This is a genomic window from Paenibacillus sp. XP01 (genome assembly GCF_057364885.1).
In genome coordinates this window covers 6,584,642-6,600,218 of the sequence record NZ_CP139481.1, presented here as the reverse complement: position 1 = coordinate 6,600,218, position 15,577 = coordinate 6,584,642, and the positions used below count along the sequence as shown (strand labels likewise).

Annotated in this window: 13 protein-coding genes; 12 read left to right on the top strand and 1 reads right to left on the bottom strand. The window is 53.4% G+C overall.

Translation table 11 applies throughout. From position 1 onward, the window contains the following. The first annotated feature begins 22 nt into the window (after positions 1-22). From SNR34_RS29710 to SNR34_RS29655, 12 genes are all read left to right on the top strand, one after another. Positions 23-1,843, top strand: coding sequence for an RNA polymerase sigma factor (locus tag SNR34_RS29710; RefSeq protein ID WP_486180795.1), 1,821 nt, complete (start codon positions 23-25; stop codon positions 1,841-1,843). A gap of 661 nt (positions 1,844-2,504) precedes the next feature. After that, positions 2,505-2,942: a DUF1641 domain-containing protein gene (locus tag SNR34_RS29705; protein WP_236413362.1), complete on the top strand. Its 438-nt coding sequence runs from the start codon at positions 2,505-2,507 to the stop codon at positions 2,940-2,942. A gap of 24 nt (positions 2,943-2,966) precedes the next feature. After that, complete coding sequence (locus SNR34_RS29700) at positions 2,967-4,148, top strand: NAD(P)/FAD-dependent oxidoreductase (RefSeq protein WP_236413361.1); 1,182 nt, start codon at positions 2,967-2,969, stop codon at positions 4,146-4,148. Between the two features lie 162 nt (positions 4,149-4,310). Next, positions 4,311-4,955, top strand: coding sequence for an SDR family oxidoreductase (locus tag SNR34_RS29695; RefSeq protein ID WP_236413734.1), 645 nt, complete (start codon positions 4,311-4,313; stop codon positions 4,953-4,955). 50 nt (positions 4,956-5,005) lie between these two features. Further along, positions 5,006-5,773 carry a response regulator transcription factor gene (locus SNR34_RS29690; protein WP_486180794.1) on the top strand — a complete coding sequence of 256 codons (768 nt, stop codon included), beginning with the start codon at positions 5,006-5,008 and terminating at the stop codon, positions 5,771-5,773. Then, on the top strand, positions 5,770-7,146 hold the full coding sequence (locus SNR34_RS29685) for a sensor histidine kinase (protein ID WP_236413359.1): 1,377 nt from the start codon (positions 5,770-5,772) through the stop codon (positions 7,144-7,146). The genes SNR34_RS29690 and SNR34_RS29685 overlap by 4 nt, the downstream gene beginning before the upstream one ends. Before the next feature lie 54 nt (positions 7,147-7,200). Continuing rightward, a complete protein-coding gene (locus SNR34_RS29680; RefSeq protein WP_486180793.1) occupies positions 7,201-8,079 on the top strand; it encodes a PepSY domain-containing protein in 879 nt (292 codons plus the stop codon). A gap of 130 nt (positions 8,080-8,209) precedes the next feature. Beyond that, the gene (locus tag SNR34_RS29675; protein WP_486180792.1) at positions 8,210-8,806 is read left to right on the top strand and encodes a PepSY domain-containing protein; all 597 of its coding nucleotides are present in this window, start codon (positions 8,210-8,212) and stop codon (positions 8,804-8,806) included. 235 nt (positions 8,807-9,041) lie between these two features. Next, positions 9,042-9,827 carry an ABC transporter ATP-binding protein gene (locus tag SNR34_RS29670; protein WP_236413356.1) on the top strand — a complete coding sequence of 262 codons (786 nt, stop codon included), beginning with the start codon at positions 9,042-9,044 and terminating at the stop codon, positions 9,825-9,827. Beyond that, entirely contained in the window at positions 9,828-11,510 is a 1,683-nt protein-coding gene (locus tag SNR34_RS29665) for a hypothetical protein (protein WP_236413355.1), read from the top strand. Between the two features lie 208 nt (positions 11,511-11,718). After that, the gene (locus SNR34_RS29660) at positions 11,719-12,234 is read left to right on the top strand and encodes a DUF2179 domain-containing protein (protein WP_236413354.1); all 516 of its coding nucleotides are present in this window, start codon (positions 11,719-11,721) and stop codon (positions 12,232-12,234) included. 557 nt (positions 12,235-12,791) lie between these two features. Further along, positions 12,792-14,222, top strand: a complete 1,431-nt coding sequence (locus tag SNR34_RS29655; RefSeq protein ID WP_486180791.1) for a pectate lyase family protein — start codon at positions 12,792-12,794, stop codon at positions 14,220-14,222. Between the two features lie 266 nt (positions 14,223-14,488). Here the strand turns inward: SNR34_RS29655 and SNR34_RS29650 are convergent, their stop codons facing one another. Next, the gene (locus tag SNR34_RS29650) at positions 14,489-15,517 is read right to left on the bottom strand and encodes a substrate-binding domain-containing protein (protein WP_438286870.1); all 1,029 of its coding nucleotides are present in this window, start codon (positions 15,515-15,517) and stop codon (positions 14,489-14,491) included. Positions 15,518-15,577: the final 60 nt, after the last annotated feature.

The following is a 15,577-nucleotide window of genomic DNA, read 5'->3' as shown; positions in this document are numbered from 1 at the left end:
TCTTGGGAAGGAGAGAATCGACGTGAACAAATCTACGCTGAAGCGATCCATGGATCATTTGGACAGGGAAGCGCATGCGCAGTGTACAGAATTATCCGTGCTTGAGGATATTGTTCTCATCAAGCAGGCGAAATCTGGCGATTCGGCTGCATTCGAAGAGCTGGTGCGACGTTACCGGGTCCGGCTATTCGGCTATGCGCGTTCCCTGGTGAGGGATGCATATCTCGCTGAGGATATTTTGCAGGAGTCGTTGATTCGGGCTTTTGTCTATCTGGAGCAGCTTCAGGATGCGGAACGGTTCTCGGCCTGGGTACAGCGCATCGTGCGAAATCAGGCGTACTCCCGGATGCGGCGGCAGGATCGGCAGAAGGAGTACAGTTTGTCGGCATTAACGGAGGCCTTCCTGCCCAATGAGGGCGCTCCCCCGCACTGTTGGAACAGGAACGGGAGGGGGGACGGGGCGAATTGCGATTCGTTTGTCATCACCAGCGGCGATGCCGACCCGGAGCAAAGGCTTGCAGAGCGCGAGCAGCTCAGACGGTTTCACGAACTGCTTCATGGACTGAGCGGCAAGGAACGCGGCGTCATGCATGCTTATCTTATGGAGGAGCGTTCACCGCAAGAGATTGCTGCCGCGTTGGACCTCACTCTCGCCAACACGTATCAGCTGTTGTCCCGGGGGCGCAAAAAGCTGGCTCAGCGCCATATCCGTCTTTCGTTAAACGATGTACTGGCCGAACGGGCGCCTTATGGCAGCAAACAGGTCATTTTGCGTGAGCCTGGGTTCTTTCGCAGCCCGCAATCCTGGAGCTCAGCCGCTGAAACGCTGCATGAAATGCTGCTGTACACCGGCTCAGCCTTGTCCTTGCCCACGGTGATGGGGATGAGCGGACTGGCATTTCGATTGACACTTTTCCCGCAGGATATCCATATCGCCGGTCCAACCGCATATAATTTCAAAGAAGTGCTATCGCGAGCCTTACGCTTCATGGGGTTTCCTTCACATTCCGTCGAGGGGGTGGGAACCGGAGCGGGACTCAATGCCAACCTGCTTGATCCGGCGCTGCGCGAAGGCAAAGCGAAGGAAAAAAGGCCCCTGGACCAGCGGTTGGCCAGTGCCGTTTCCTTGATCCACTACTCGATTGACCGTGGTGTTCCAGCCGTTGTCTGGGATTTGAATATTCCGGAGTTCGGGCTCATCTATGGATATAACAGTTCAAATCATACTTTATATGGCGCGGATTACATTCGTGCTGGCATTTATCCGGTCGACCATTTGGGGCGTGGATTGAACCAGGAAATTTTCGTGCTGGCGGCCGATGCCGCGGGCTCGAATGGAATTTTGGACGTAGGCGGGGCCCTGGAAGCTGCATTGGCTCACTACCGCGGAGAGGACCCTTATGCTTTGCAGGATACGGTTAGCGGTCTGGAGGCTTATGAAGCCTGGCGGAACGCTTTTCGCTGCGGGCGGATCGAACCCAATGGCAATGCCTATAATCTGGCCGTTCTGCAGGATGCGCGGTATTATGCGGCTGAATATCTCAAAACGCTATCCGAAAAGTGGGCGAGTGAACCAGAATATGCCGACTTCAGTGCCCTCTGCCTGGATGCAGAGGGAATCTACCGCACGATGACCGACAGGCTGGATGGGCTTGCAAGCCTGTTTCCTTTTCCTGAGGGCGGACGCCCGAATGACGAAATGAACGCGAATCAGGCGATGAGGCTGCTTGACCAGGTTGAGGCGCTTGAAAGGTCCGCCATCGCTGTATTGGAGAACATGGTGGCGGAATGGCGGGCGAAACAGCTGACGCAGGGACCTCGATTATTCATTTCATTGGCATAAGGATTGCACGCCGTGTCATTCCTTATTTCTGCCTGGAGAGACGTTGTTGGAAACTTCGAAGAATAAGCGGGCAAGGCGCGCTGCATAATAACCACAGTGACGCATTTCGTTGCATGAAAAACCATGATTTTGGAAGAAGGGCTTCTTATCAGGCTAAAAAAAATCGTGACCGATGTGATGCTTCGTACATATGGTCATGTAGGAGCTTGTCCTAATACCATATATGGTAGGGTGAAAGGCAGCATATGGAAGTAAATGGACCGCCCGGCGAGCCGCAATACTTGACAAAAAAATCGGATTTGTTACAATGTTCACAATATCTTCACAAGTGTAAAAAATTTCTTTTTCATGTTCATGTGCAAGAGGTGTAATATAAGGATATAGAGTTCGATTTCGGCCTGCTTGTCGTTTTGTGTGTCAACACTTGTTGTCCGCAATAGACCTATGTATTTTGCGTCCATCCACGTTTGGAGAGAAAGGATGCAAAATGCTGACCTAAATACAATGCATAATGTGAGAGTGGCCAAAGGGCTGCGCTCTTTCTATTGTGTGAAATTTGGTACATTGGTATTGTATCGTTTGTATTCCTGGTTCGGCTCTGATTGACAGGCATCATGAAAGTCGCGGACTTCTATCCCAAAGTAAAGGAGGACTTTCTCTTATGTCACAATCGCCTACTCAACAAGAGGTGCCGGTAACAGAAGGCGCCGACCAGCAACAGTCCCTGGACGTGCTGGATCAACTGATGAAGCCTGAGGTACAGGAGTCCCTTACCGTACTGGTAGAGAACCTGCCTAAACTGGCTGAAATGGTTACGGTAATGACCAAAGCTTACGATTTCGCACAAAGCATCGCCACGGACAAGGTTCTGATCAGCGATACGATGAGCGCAATGGGCGAATTCGCCAAGCCTGTAGTGAACACTGCAAAAGGTGTAGCTTCCGCTGCCATCGAAGCAGGAGATCGTGCACAAGTCGACCAATCGACGGTCGGTCTGTTCGGTATGCTTAAAATGCTGAAAGATCCAAACGTACAAAAATCGCTTCGTTTCGCTCAAGCTTTCCTGAGTGTTCTGAACGAGCGTCAACAACAGCGTTAAGATTAGAAAGAACGGAGGATGGATATGTCGAAGCAAATCTTGATCTTGGGCGGCGGCTACGGCGGTTTGTTGACTGCGCTGACTGCGCGCAAATACTTGACCCCGGAAGAAGCGACTATTACGGTCGTTAACCGTTTCCCTACGCACCAAATCATTACGGAGCTGCACCGTCTTGCGGCCGGAAGCATCGCCGAAAAGGCGGTTGCCCTTCCATTGGAGAAATTGCTGCGCGGCAAAGACGTGAACCTGAAAATCGATACGGTGGACAGCATCAAACCTGACGAGAAAAAAGTGCTGATGGCTAGCGGTTCCACATACTCTTACGATGCACTCGTCGTTGCCCTGGGCAGCGAAACGGCATTCTTCGGAATTCCTGGATTGCAAGAGCACAGCTTCACGCTCAAATCCGTTGACGACGCAAACCGCATCCGTGCACACGTTGAAGCGCGTCTGGATGCTTACAAACAATCCGGCAACAAAGCAGACGCTACGTTTGTTATCGGTGGCGGCGGCTTGACGGGTATCGAGCTTGTCGGCGAATTCGCTGACCTTCTGCCAGGCGTATGCCAAGAGAAAGGTATCGATTTCAAAGATATCTCCCTCTACACGGTCGAAGCAGGTCCTTCCATTCTGGCCGGTTTCCCGCCAGAGCTGGTTGAGCGTGCAAAAACAAGCTTGGAAAAACGCGGCGTAAACTTCATTATCGGCGTTGCGATCACCGAAATGAAAGAAAACGAAGTAATGCTGAAAGACGGCAGCTCCATTCCTACGAATACGCTTGTATGGACAGGCGGAGTCCAAGGTAATGCAGTTGTTGCCAACAGCGGAATCGAAGTGGATCGCGGCCGTGCGAAAGTTACGGAAGTTCTGCAATCCACATCCCACAAAGACGTGTTTGTTGCCGGCGACAGCGCAGTGGTCTTCCCTAGCGAAGGTGCTCGTCCTTACCCTCCAACAGCACAACTGGCTTGGCAAATGGGTGAAACCATCGGTCACAACCTGGGCGTAATGTTCAAAGGTGGCGCAATGGAAAGCTTCACGCCGGTATTCTCCGGAACACTGGGAAGCTTGGGTCGCAAAGACGCTGTCGGCATGATCGGCGGCAACCAGACTCGCCTGAAAGGCCTGCCTGCAACAATGATGAAAGAAGCAAGTAACATCCGTTACTTGTCCCATATTCACGGTTTGTTCGCACTGGCGTACTAATAACCGTAGCAATGCAACAGGGCGCTCTCCTCGGGAGCGCCTTTTTGATTATTTCGTCGTTGGTTCAAGTAGAAAGTGGGCGCTGTTCAGCGGTTATAAAAGCCACGGTTGGTTATGGTATATTAAGGCGTATATCACCATAACCGGAAGGAGCGTATTATGATGAACATATTGGTTATCGGAGCAAACGGACAGATCGGAAAACTGTTGGTAGAACTGCTGGCCAAAGAAGCAGCACACCGGGTTACCGCCATGGTTCGAAAAGCTGAACAAGCGGAATCGTTGAAACAGCTTGGCGCCCATGTCGTCATTGGCGATTTGGAGGGGAGCGTGGAAGAGCTTGCCGAAGCGATGAAGGATCACGATGCAGTCGTATTTACGGCAGGTTCTGGCGGTTCCACGGGAGCGGACAAAACGCTGCTGATCGACCTGGACGGAGCGGTGAAAACGATGGAAGCGGCGAAAGAACGCGGAATCAAACGATATATTATGGTCAGCGCATTTGGTGCGGATCAGCGGGAAAAATGGTCCCAGGCCATCAAGCCCTATTATGTGGCAAAGCACTATGCGGATCGGGCGTTGTTGGACAGTGAACTAAACTACACGATCATTCGCCCGGGCGGATTAAAGAATGAGCCGGGCACCGGCAAAGTGGCCGTTGGCACGGACTTGAAGCCGGGAAGCATCCCGCGCGAGGATGTTGCCCGCGTTATCGCGGCATCTTTGCAGGAAGAGAAGACGTATCGCAGGGCATTCGATCTTGTGGCCGGAAACGATGCCATTGAGGATGCATTGGGCAAGCTGTAGCACGCATATCGGATATGGGAGCTGGAAAGTGGATTAAGGGGGAAAGCTGCATGGATGAAGCCGTGCTGGTCATTGAAGACGAGCCGAAAATTGCGCGCCTGCTGGAAATTGAGCTGCAATATGAGGGATACCGCGTAGGAAAGGCTGGCAGCGGAACGGAAGGGTTGGAGAAATATGCAGGCGGTCAGTGGGATTTGATTCTGCTGGACATTATGCTGCCTGGTTTGAGCGGCATCGAGGTTTTGCGGCGCATCCGGGCAAAGGATGCATCGATTCCAATCTTGCTGCTGACCGCCAAGGATTCGGTGGAAGACAAGGTTTCCGGCCTTGACCTGGGGGCAAACGATTATATTACGAAGCCGTTCCGCATTGAGGAATTGCTTGCGAGAGTACGTGCGGCATTGAGGTTAAGCGCCGCGGCGGCATCGGCGGCGGCGGTTTCTTCGATGGGCGGACCAAATGAGGCGGGAAACGGCGGTCAGGTGTCAGATGCCGGAATGGCGGAGCCGGAGAGCGGATGGTTATCTGCGGCAGACCTGAAGCTGAACGAAGGAACCCGTGAAGTGCTGCGTAACGGCAAGCCGATCGAATTGACGCCGCGGGAGTTCGACCTGCTCGTATATTTGCTGCGCAACCAGCGCCAGGTGCTGACGCGCGAGCAGATCGTACAGTCCGTTTGGGGGTTTGACTATTACGGCGATACCAACGTGGTGGACGTCTATATCCGCTATGTGCGCAAAAAGGTGGATAACGGCTTCGCGCAGCCTTTGATCCATACCGTGCGTGGCGTGGGTTACGTGCTCAAGGAAACGATATGAGCCTGCGCAGCAAAATATACGGGTACTCTTCCGTCCTGTTCGCCGTGCTGCTAATCGCCGCGAATTTGTCGATCTATTATGTGTTTGAATGGATGTCCATGGATAATGAAATCAAACGAATCGAGGCCGAGGCCGAATCGATTGTGTCCGGGGTTCGCCAGTCGGCGGATGCGATTCCGCCGGACGATCTGCTTCGGGCTTATGCGCCGCTGAACGGCATGCTGCGAATCGTGAACGAGGACGGCACCAGTTCTCCACCGGTTACGACGTTTAACGAGGAGGAGCTGAGCAAGCAGCCCTACAAATACGAAAGCGCCAAAAAATCCGAATATATCCGCGTCGACCAGACCGGTTACGTGTGGGTGTCCGTGCCCTTGATTTGGCCGGACGGCAAAGTGGTCAACGTGCAGGTTACCGAGAGCATTGCGGATACGGAGAGTCGCCTTGCAGTGCTGCGCACGGTACTGATCGTCGTCACGGTTGTGGCGTTGATCCCGGCCATCGCAGCCAGCCGGATTCTGGCCAACCGAATGACCCGGCCGATTCAACAGATGACGAACACCATGAGCGATATTCAGTCGAGCGGCCAGTTTAAACGCCTGGTGCTGGGAGCGGGTTCAAAGGATGAACTGAACACGATGGGCCAGACGTTCAACCGAATGATGGATTTGCTGGAATCGAACTTTGAACGGCAGGAACGGTTCGTTTCCGATGCATCGCATGAGTTGAAGACCCCGCTTACCATTATCGAGAGCTATGCCAGCCTGCTGCAGCGGAGAGGCAAAGAGCAGCCGGAGGTGTTCGAGGAAGCGGTAGATGCCATCCTGTCGGAGGCGGTCCGCATGCGGGAAATGACCGAACAACTGCTGCAGCTGGCCAAGCAGCCCGAACAGTGGAATGTGCGGCTGGACAAGGTGAATGTTTCCCGACTGGTGCAGGAATCGGCCATGGCTTTTCGGGAGGCATACCATCGTAAAGTGACATGCGAAGCTCCAGACAACGTCTGGGCAGTTACGGATGAAAGCAAGCTGAAACAGCTTTTGTTCATCCTGTTGGATAATGCCCGCAAATATAGCGAGGATGACATTGCTGTCCGGCTCGAAGCAAGCAAAAGGGATTGCGTGATCCGAATCGTGGACCGGGGGATCGGCATCCGCGAAGAAGAATTGGACAAGGTATTTGACCGCTTCTATCGCGTCGAACAGTCCAGAACCCGCAGCGAAGGCATTAGCGGATCAGGGCTGGGCCTTTCGCTGGCGAAAGATATCGCCGAGGCGGTAGGTGCACGAATCGAGCTTGCAAGCCGTGTCGGCCGAGGCACTGAGGCGTCCATCGTTTTGCCGGCTGCAGCTCGGGAGGTCCCGTTCTCATGAATTTCTCATTCTTCCCTTTTATAATACCCATAGAGCACGGAAGGAGGACATGGAATGGAGGACGGGCATAACGGCTATAACAGCCACAACAGCCACAACAGCCATAACGATCATAATAGCCATAACGGTTATCTATCACAGCATTCCCGGATGAAGAAGCAAGATCAGATCCCGCAGGTTGGCGGACGTAAGGGCACTGTCGGGCTGCGTGCTCTAGGCTGGATCGTGGGGAGCCTCGTTGTGGCGGCAGTTGTTGTATGGACGGCTGTGTGGTGGCGACCTTGGGAATCCGGACGGGCAACGTTGACCGCCGAGGCAGCTGCGCAATCGGTACTGAAGCAGTACCCCGGGGAAATCGTCAGCTCCACGCTGAAAGACCGTACCTATATGATACAGCTTCGCTCCGAAACGGGACTGTATGACATTCAGCTGGATGCGGTAACGGGAACCGTGCAAGCCATCAAACGATTGGAAGCCGGCGAGCGATCGGAGGAGAAACCTCTGTTAAGCCGGGAGCAGGTCAAAACGGAGCTATCGAATCAGACCGTGGGACAATTGGAATCGCTGGAACTGATCGAGAAGGATGGCAGCCCCGTATACACGGCCGTGGTCCAAGCGGCAGACAACAGTCGTGCGGAATTGACGATCGACCCTTATGAAGGGAAGGTGCTGTCCTCGAAAAAACTGCAGCCGTCCGATCGGAAGTCGGATGGGGAGAGTGCGGCTCACATTTTGACCGAAAAGGAAGCCGAACGCAAAGCTTTGGCGAGGGTGCCTGGGGAGGTCGATGACATCGAACTGCGCAGCACCGACGACGGCATTGCTTATTACTTGGTAGACATCGATCTGGAAGACGGCCGTGAAGCTACGGTGCAGGTCAACGCCATCTCCGGCGACATCCGCTCGGTTACGTGGGATAAGGAAGACGATTGAGCGGGGCGCGAACCGGTTTGTCGTTTTCTCATCAAATTCTAATCTTGTTCTCCATGCTCTCTCATCCTTAAGGGTTAAGCTGTATTTGTAGACGAGATCAGAACATGACATGAGGAGATGATGGATGATGATGAACAAACGTAAACTTTGGATTGGCACGATATCGGCGGCAGTATTGTTGAGCGGAACGGCCGTAGCGGCGGCAAGCAGCGGCATCGGTGGACAATCCGCGCAGCAGGCGTCGAAGCCGACTTCGCAAGTGACGACTCAAACGGGCACGGAAACGCTGTTGACGGCAGCGCAGGCCAAAGCAGCAGCCTTGAAGGCGGTTGAAGGGAAAGTGGACGATGTGGACTTGGAGCGCAGAAACGGCCAAACGTTCTATGAGGTCGAAATCGACCGGAAAGGCAACGATGCGGTTGTGCGTTTGGATGCATACACCGGGAAAATTGTTGCCGTGCTTAATGACGACAATGACGACGATTACACAACAGGCACGGTTGCTGCGGGTTCCAAAGAAGTAAAGCTGACGGCAGCCCAAGCATCGAGCATCGCGTTGAAACAAGTGGGCGGCGGCAAAGTGACCAAAGTGGAGCTGGACCATGACGACGGCCGCTATGTGTACGAAGTCGAGCTGAGAACGGATCAGGGCGAGGCAGACGTCGATGTCGACGCCGACACGGGCAAAGTGTTGAAGTTCGATCAGGACTTCGATGATGAGGATTAAATCCAACGATATAATTTTATCTATAAAAGGCATTGCTGTGCCTGAACAGAGGAGGCGCTTCCGGGGAAGCGTCTTTTTGCTGTTCTACCGGCGCTGCAAAGCATGGATGGGGCACATTGTCGATCGTAGAAACTGCGGAGGAAAACGAATTGCGAACAATGTATCATTTTTTGAACACTTAAATGTGGTAAAATAGTGGGATTGCAGATAACAAATGGAAGGGAAGGAATACCGAATGAATAAACAACAAGTGCTTTCCATGGAAGGATTGCGCATGAGATATGGCGGGCGTTACGTGTTGAATGGCATTGATCTTGAGGTAAATCGGGGAGAAATGATCGGGTATATCGGTCCCAACGGCGCGGGAAAAAGCACCACCGTCAAAATCATGCTTGGTTTGGTTCAGGGGTTTTCGGGCAAGGTCCGCATCTTTGGCCAAGATATAGAGGATGGCAGCGTGGAATACAAACGCAGAATCGGTTACGTGCCGGAAGTGGCCGATCTGTATGAACAATTGACACCAGCGGAATATTTGACGTTTACCGGCGAGCTGTACGGCATTCCGTACGAGGAGGCCGACTATAAGGCGAAGCGGCTGATGGACTGTTTTGGACTGGAGAAATCCTATCATTCGCGCATCTCATCCTTCTCCAAAGGCATGCGGCAAAAGGTGCTGTTAATCTCGGCGCTGCTGCATGATCCGGATCTGCTGTTTCTGGATGAACCGCTCAGCGGGCTGGATGCCAACAGCGTCATGGTATTCAAGGAGATTATGGCTCAGCTCTCGGCCAAGGGTACGACGATCTTCTACTCCTCGCACATTATGGATGTGGTAGAGAAGATCAGCAGCCGCATCGTGCTCATTCAGGAAGGCCGCGTCATGGCGGACGGCACGTTCAGAGAGCTGCAGCAGCAGTCCAAGGAGGGCAGTCTGGAGGAAGTATTCAACCAGCTGACGGGTTTCAATGAACATAAGACGATTGCGGAGCGTTTCGTGTCCATTGTACAGGAGGTGGGCTGAATGGTGGAGAGACCGGACTTTCGCTCGTTGCAGATCTTGGACCGATTTCGCGGCCTGGTCGAACGCACGGGAGCCGATTACGACATGCTGCGTCTGATTTTGCAGGTGAAGTTCCAGATGGATGGACGCAGGGTGCCGACCATTTTGTCGGGGTCCAGGGCAGCCAAGGAAAACAAGGACGGCAATATGTACATTCGTTCCCTGTGGTTCTATGCGTTGATGGGCATCATTATGGTGCCTTTCATGATCTGGGATATGGGCCCCTACATCCTGTCCATGAGCATCGTGACGGCGATGCTGATGTTCATCATCATGACGTCGATGGTTTCCGATTTTTCCGCGGTGCTGCTGGATATCCGGGATCGCAACATCATTTTGACCAAACCGGTAAACGCCCGAACCGTGGGCTTGGCAAGAGCCATCCATGCAGGCGTGTATTTGCTGCTCCTGACCGGTTCCTTGACGGCCGCTCCGCTCGTTGCTGCGTTTGTCAAACATGGCATCATCTTTTTTGTCATCTTTCTGGTTGAGCTCATTCTGATGGTATCGCTTGTGCTCGTAAGCACATCCCTGGTCTATTTGTTCATGATGCGATTCCTGGACGGGGAAAGGCTCAGGGACATGATTAACACGGTTCAAATCGCATTGTCCATCAGCATCGCGGTAGGATATCAGCTCGTCATTCGCTCGTTCTCCATCATCGACACAGACATGGTGTATACCCCAGACTGGTGGCAGATGTTTCTCCCTCCGGTGTGGTATGCGTCTGCGTTTGAATGGTTGTTAGGCGGTGGCGGGAATGCTTGGATTTACGTCTTCACCGCGCTGGGCGTTCTTGTCCCGATGATCGGCATGTTTGCATACGTGAAGCTTATGCCGTCCTTTGAGCTTTATCTGGAGAAAATGGCCCATTCCGGGCAAACGTCGAAGCGCAAGCGTGGCCGTTGGGATCGGCGCATCGCGCAATTGTTGTGCCGCTCTAGGGAAGAACAGGCTTGCTTCCGCTTGTCAGCGAACATGATGCGGAACGAACGGGAATTCAAGCTCAAAGTATATCCTTCCATCGGCTTATCCTTTGTGCTGCCTTACGTGTTCTGGCTCACCTATTTGCAGTCGGAGTCGTGGGGCGAGCTAAGGCAAAGTTCGATGTTCTATACGATGTATATCATGTTGTTTCTAATTATGTCCGTCGTGCTCATGCTCAAATTTTCGGGGAACTACAAGGCATTCTGGAGCTTCCGTGCAGCCCCGCTGGCACATGACGGGGTATTGTACAGCGCGGCGCTGAAGGCGTTCGCCACCAACATGTTCCTGCCCATGTATCTGCTTAACGCCGTCGTGTTCGGCTGGACGTTCGGGTGGAGAATCGTCCCTGATCTCATAGTCATCCTGCTCACCGCGTTGGCGCTGATTCCGCCGTCCGGCAAGCTGCTGCTGAAGCAGCCTCCATTCTCCCAGTCCTTCAGCATGGCGCAGCAAAGTGATGGATGGATCATTCTCGCGTATTTGCCTGTCATTGGCCTGCTGTGGGGACTGCACGCATGGGTGCGTACTTTGCCTGCAGGCATTTGGATCTATCTCGCCATATTGCTTGTAGCCAATGTTGTGCTGTGGACGGTGCTTTATCGGCCAAGCTCCGGGATGGCTTCCGGACGGCAGCTTGAACCTCCCTCTTGGCGCTGAACGTCCATAATCTGCCGCGCGCATTGCGGCACTTTCATGCCTTCCGGGCAGATTTCGTCCATCCCGTTTAAAATTCGTGCTTTACGTCCAATGATGAAGATAAGGTGCGTCGAACGAAGATGCAGGCGAGAGAACGAATCGGAGTTGGAGCGAGGTTGTACTTTCTCGCATGCTGCCCGCCAGGTTCGGAAAAGAGAGGGATGTGCGATTGTTTAAAATATTGTTGTTCATTTTCGCGATACAGATCGTGTACGTGTCGGCATATACGCTGCGGATGATCCTGACGCTGAAAGGTCAAAAGTACATCGCAGCTCTGATCAGCATGGGCGAAATCGTCATTTACGTGTTGGGGCTCAATCTCGTGCTCAGTTATTTGAAGCAGCCTGCGGCGTTGATCGTCTATGCGGTGGGGTATGGACTTGGCGTGCTCTTGGGGGCATGGATCGAGGAGAAGATTGCATTGGGCTACGTCACGGTGAAGGTGATCTGCAACCAGATGGACGGAAGCCTGGCGAATGCGTTAAGAGATAAGGGATACGGAGTAACCTCATGGGTTGGCAGCGGCAGGGACGGGGACCGGCTGGTGATGGAGATTTTGGCTAAACGCAAAAACCAGAAGCTGCTCTACCAGACCATTTTGGCACTCGATCCGAAGGCGTTTGTCATCACAGTGGAACCGAAACAGTTCCATGGCGGATTCTGGACGCGTTCCATTAAGCGGTAAAGCTCAACAATCAACGAACCACGAATCCGGGGTGTCTTATTTGGCGGAAATCTGACGATTCCAGGGGGAGATGCGAAGCGTACTCGCGCTATGTTCATAAGAATGGCGCATGTATGCTTTGCTTCGCCCTCATTCGCGTTCCTGGGATGCATAAATCGTGTAGAGGCCCAAACCCCAAAATTCATGTATAAGGTGTGCAAAGACCATAAGCGTTTGCATCCCCATCCCTAACAGGATAAGGGCTCGTTACGACTAAGCGCGTGAATTCTGGAAAGGTTGGAATTGGAAGATGGCGGTTGAATGAGGTGGAAATTAGGATGGTGGTTTACCTTGTTGATGCTGAAGGCATTTCAGACTAGATCAAGGCAGGGTTAAACATGAAGGATGGGAGGTTGCTTTAGGTGGATCACAGCCGCTTTTCCGCCTCAAAAACATGAATGTGATCCAGAGATTATTGTCGTAACCGGTTTCCCGAATTACATTGGGAGCATGTCCGTGCGGTCCGGAAAGGGCTGGCGAACGAACACATTCCATTATGAATCGGGAGGCATCGTTCTATGAAAAACAAGATTCGTACGTTGTGCAGCGGAGCCCTGGCGCTTGCATTGGGTTTCACGCTTCTGGGTGCAGGCGGGTCGGATGTGAAGGCGGCGGGAAACGCCGACTATAATCTGACGGGCTTCTCCCAAGGCAATGCAGGCGGAGGCATCGTGAGCGAATCGGATACCGCCAAATACCGGAAGGTGTATACGGCGACCGATCTGCAGGCAGCGCTCAAGAAAGGGTCTGGCGTCAAGGTGGTCGAGATCATGAACGATCTCCATCTGGGTTGGAACGAAATTCCGAGCGCAGCGCAGACATCCCCGTTTGCCAAACATAACGATGCGCTGACCCATCCCGTGTTGAAGCAGACCGGCGTCAGCAAGGTGACGATCGACGGCTTTAACGGTCTAACTATTTTTTCGGCCAACGGGTCCAAGATCAAACATGCAGCATTCTCGATCAAACGCAGCTCCAATGTGGTCATTCGCAATCTGGAATTCGATGAATTATGGGAGTGGGACGAGTCGACCAAGGGCGATTACGACAAAAACGACTGGGATTACATTACGCTGGAAGAAAGCAGCGGCGTCTGGATCGATCACTGTACATTCAACAAAGCGTATGACGGTCTCGTGGATTCCAAAAAAGGAACGAGCGGCGTGACCATTTCCTGGTCTCTGTTCAAAGGCGACGACGGCAGCTCGAATAGCTGGGTTACGCAGCAGATCAACGAGCTCGAGGCAAACAAATCCGCCTACCCGATGTACAACTATCTTCGCAGCAGTACCGTGGGCCTGAGCAAAGCGGACATTATCGCCGTCGCTTCCTCGCAGAAAAAAGGGCATCTTGTGGGCTCGACCAGCCTTGAGGCGGCCAACGCAAATCTGTCCATGACGCTGCACCATAACCTGTACAAAGACATCCAGGACCGCATGCCGCGCCTGCGCGGCGGCAATGTGCACGCGTACAACATCATTATGGATGCAAGCGGAGCGCGTGCGGCCAAGGGCAAAATTACGTCAGCCATGGCCTCGGCCATTTCGTCCAAAGGGTATAAGTTCGACGTCACCAGCAATGGAGCGATTTCGACGGAAAGCGGTGCCGTGCTGGTGGAAAAATCAGTCATCAAGGACGTGGTATACCCGGTCCGCAACAATCAAACCGATCCGTCCGATGCAGCGTATACGGGCAAAATTCGGGTTGCCGACACGATCTATTCGCTGGACGGAAGTTCGTTCCGGGGCGACAGCGATGCCTCGGGCAGCCCGCTTGGCCCTGTCCCCGCAGCTATTAAGGCGTTTTCGTGGAACGGCTTCTCGTCTCTGCCTTACAGCTATTCGGTGGACGATCCATCCACGCTGAACGCGCGGCTCTCCGGTTCGAACGGAGCCGGTGCCGGCAAGCTTTCGTGGTCTAAGGAGAATTGGTTGAAGGTCGCCTACTAAACGGCAAAAGAGCCTGGCGAGAACGGTTTGCCAGACATGGCTGAGAAACGGTGAAGTTGAACGGCACTTTGCTTTGCCGAGTCAACGCCAAAACACCCCGGGAACGTTCGCGTTCGCGGGGTGTTTGTATTCGGTTGAACCGACGTGCAAAACTGTGCCTGCGCTCAAACCCATTCGGGGCTTGAACGATCGAGCAAACTGCGTAGGCTGACGCTTTGGGCAGCCGCGATTGAGGCATCCCGAGGAACGGGTGGGCGGTACAGTTCTTATAGCGGATGCTCCGCATTAGCGGGCGGCGTGCTGACGGAATCGCGGTAGATAATGTTCCCCTTGACCTGCACGCGTCCGAAGCTGCGGTTAGGCTGCTCGATTTTTTTCAAAATGGATTGTACGGCGGTTCGCGCCATATGTTCGACATCCACTTCCACTGTGGTGAGCTTTGGATCGGACAGCATAGCGTAAATATCGTTATCGAAGCCGACCACGGAACATTGATCCGGTACCCGAACCCCCATGGAGGTCAGCTTCTGCACCAGCAGGTGCGCTACCTGATCGCAGTTGCAGACAAAAGCGGTAGGCAGTTCCTCGGGCAGTTCGATCTCGACAAAGGTTCCCCTTTCGTCCCGATCGTTGAGCACCAGTTCCTGGTTTAGCGGAAGCCGGTGCTCCAGCAAGGATTTGTAATAGCCGAGGAAGCGGTCCTGAATGCTGCTGGTCGAATACAGATTGCCGACATAGGCGATTTGGCGATGGCCCTGCTGAACGAGGTAGTTGGTCAGCTCGTATGCGGCATAGAAATTGTCCGTGACCACCGAGTCGATATCCGCATGTTCGTCGTAAAAATCCAAAAATATTTTCGGCGCTTCCATCGACTGCACCAGCTCGATGTATTCTTTGCTGATCTGACCCAGCACGATGAACCCATCCACCTTGCTCTCGCTGTACAGCCGTGGAAGCGTCAATGCTTTTTCGTCGTGTTCGTTCAAAATATGGAGGATACCGTAGTAGCCCTGATCCTCCAGATGCTTCGTAATCCGTTGGAAGACACGGACATAGAACGATTGGTCGGGCCCGGTGAAGCGCTCGGGAATAATGACGCCGATGTTGTGCGTCAGGCCTTCCTTCATCGACCTTGCGGCAGCGTTGAAGCGGTAGCCCATTTCCACGGCCAGCGCCTTGATCTTCTCCTTCAACTCGTCGCTGACGCCTTCCTTATCGTTAAGTGCTTTCGAGACGGTCACACTGCTGACCCCGAGCCTGTCGGCGATATCCCGCATGGTGATGTTGTTCTTCAGCTTTGGTCGCCCCCTTCAAGCCGGTATAGGTCCAGTGTGCAGTCCTCCAATTACCGGTTT

What these genes read in the sequence shown, in the direction of transcription:
- SNR34_RS29665 (WP_236413355.1), top strand. Translation starts at nt 9,828, where the DNA reads ATGGTGGAGAGACCGGACTTTCGCTCGTTGCAGATCTTGGACCGATTT.
- SNR34_RS29675 (WP_486180792.1), top strand. Translation starts at nt 8,210, where the DNA reads ATGAACAAACGTAAACTTTGGATTGGCACGATATCGGCGGCAGTATTG.
- SNR34_RS29695 (WP_236413734.1), top strand. Translation starts at nt 4,311, where the DNA reads ATGAACATATTGGTTATCGGAGCAAACGGACAGATCGGAAAACTGTTG.
- SNR34_RS29690 (WP_486180794.1), top strand. Translation starts at nt 5,006, where the DNA reads ATGGATGAAGCCGTGCTGGTCATTGAAGACGAGCCGAAAATTGCGCGC.
- SNR34_RS29680 (WP_486180793.1), top strand. Translation starts at nt 7,201, where the DNA reads ATGGAGGACGGGCATAACGGCTATAACAGCCACAACAGCCACAACAGC.
- SNR34_RS29705 (WP_236413362.1), top strand. Translation starts at nt 2,505, where the DNA reads ATGTCACAATCGCCTACTCAACAAGAGGTGCCGGTAACAGAAGGCGCC.
- SNR34_RS29670 (WP_236413356.1), top strand. Translation starts at nt 9,042, where the DNA reads ATGAATAAACAACAAGTGCTTTCCATGGAAGGATTGCGCATGAGATAT.
- SNR34_RS29655 (WP_486180791.1), top strand. Translation starts at nt 12,792, where the DNA reads ATGAAAAACAAGATTCGTACGTTGTGCAGCGGAGCCCTGGCGCTTGCA.
- SNR34_RS29700 (WP_236413361.1), top strand. Translation starts at nt 2,967, where the DNA reads ATGTCGAAGCAAATCTTGATCTTGGGCGGCGGCTACGGCGGTTTGTTG.
- SNR34_RS29685 (WP_236413359.1), top strand. Translation starts at nt 5,770, where the DNA reads ATGAGCCTGCGCAGCAAAATATACGGGTACTCTTCCGTCCTGTTCGCC.